General features: G+C 66.1%; 3 protein-coding genes. All 3 read right to left on the bottom strand.

Features of this window, described 5'->3' with window-relative positions:
• Positions 1-837, bottom strand: an 837-nt coding sequence (locus tag VGD20_RS18055) for an aspartate carbamoyltransferase catalytic subunit (RefSeq protein WP_331135765.1), incomplete at its 3' end; no start/stop codon positions are given.
• A gap of 13 nt (positions 838-850) precedes the next feature.
• Positions 851-1,168, bottom strand: coding sequence for a DUF1294 domain-containing protein (locus tag VGD20_RS18050; RefSeq protein ID WP_331135764.1), 318 nt, complete (start codon positions 1,166-1,168; stop codon positions 851-853).
• Positions 1,169-1,178: 10 nt separating this feature from the next.
• Positions 1,179-1,532 (bottom strand): Holliday junction resolvase RuvX (gene ruvX, locus VGD20_RS18045; RefSeq protein ID WP_331135763.1); only part of this gene is annotated, 354 nt, incomplete at its 5' end.

Raw genomic sequence — 1,532 nt, 5'->3', positions numbered from 1 at the left:
ATGCATCACGATCGCCTCGGGCTTGGCCTTTTCGAGGCGCTTGGGGGTGAGGCCGTAGAGCGCGTGATATTCGCGCGCCGACGGCAGGTAGGCGCCGTCCATGCGCTCGTTTTGCAGGCGTAGCATCATCACGACGTCGGCGTCCTTGATGCCTTCGTCCATGTCGGTGAAGACGCGCACGTGCATCCGTTCCATCGCGGGCGGGGTCAGCGTCGGCGGCGCGACGACGCGCACTTCGTTGCCGAGCAGAGTGAGCGCGAGGATGTTCGAGCGCGCAACGCGGCTGTGGAGGACGTCGCCGCAGATCGCGATGGTGAGCCCTTCGACCTTGCCCTTGCGGCGGCGGATGGTGAGCGCGTCGAGCAGCGCCTGCGTCGGATGTTCGTGGCGGCCGTCGCCCGCGTTGAGCACGGGGCAGTCGACCTTGTCGGCGATGAGCTGGACCGCGCCCGAGCTGCCGTGCCGGATCACCATCGCGTCGGCGCGCATCGCGTTCAGCGTCATCGCGGTGTCGATCAGCGTCTCGCCCTTCTTCACGCTCGACTGCGCGGCGTGCATGTTGACGACGTCGGCGCCGAGACGTTTTCCGGCAATTTCGAACGACAGCAAGGTGCGCGTCGAGTTTTCGAAAAAGGCGTTGATGATCGTGAGGCCGGCGAGCCGGTCGTCGTGCTTCGCGGCGCCCGAGCGGTTCAGGTCGACCCACTCTTCGGCGGCGTCGAGGACGTAGGAAATCTCCCACGGGGTGAGCTGGGCGATGCCGATCAGGTGGCGATGGCGAAACGCATCGCCGCCGGGCGGATAGTCGCTGGCGGGCCGGATTGTTGAGCTTGTCATTAAAGCCACGCCTCTAGGCCGCCGAGGCGATTCCCGCAAGCGCCGAGGCGAGCAGCGGTTCCAATATTCCGAGCCCCCAGAGAAGAAGCAGGATGATGTCGAACCAGAGCCAGATCAGCATCCATGTCACGAAGGGCTGTTTGCGCGTCTTGTGGCGGACGAGGCACGCGGCGAGCACGGTGCCGAAGGTACCGCCGAGGAAGGCCCAGAGGAGCAGGGTGGATTCGGGGATGCGGTGTATCCCCGCTTCGGCGCGGCGCTTGTCGATGACCATCAGGCCGAAGGCGATGCCGTTCGCTGCGCCGAACCCGTAGGGGATATATTCGGTCACGCGCGCGCCCTCATGCGCGCGTCATGGCGTCGATCGCGCCCTGCAGGATGAAGGCCGCGGCGGCGCTGTCGACACGTTCGGCGCGTTTGGCACGGCTGACGTCGGCGGCGATCATCGCGCGTTCGACCGCGGCGGTCGACCAGCGTTCGTCCCAGAGGAGGAGAGGGAGGGCGAGCGGCGCGAGGTTGCGCGCGAAGGCGCGGGTGCTTTGCGTGCGCGGGCTGTCGGTGCCGTCCATGTTGAGCGGCAGGCCAACGACGAGGCCGACGATATTGTGCTGCGCGATCAGGGCTTTGAGCGTTTCGAGATCGACCGAGAATTTCTTGCGGATGATCGTCTTGTCAGGGGTCGCGAAGCTCCAGTT

Source organism: Sphingopyxis sp. (genome assembly GCF_036402335.1).
Classification (GTDB): Bacteria; Pseudomonadota; Alphaproteobacteria; order Sphingomonadales; family Sphingomonadaceae; genus Sphingopyxis.
Note: the sequence above shows the minus strand (reverse complement) of the source record. Positions and strands in the feature narration are given on the sequence as shown.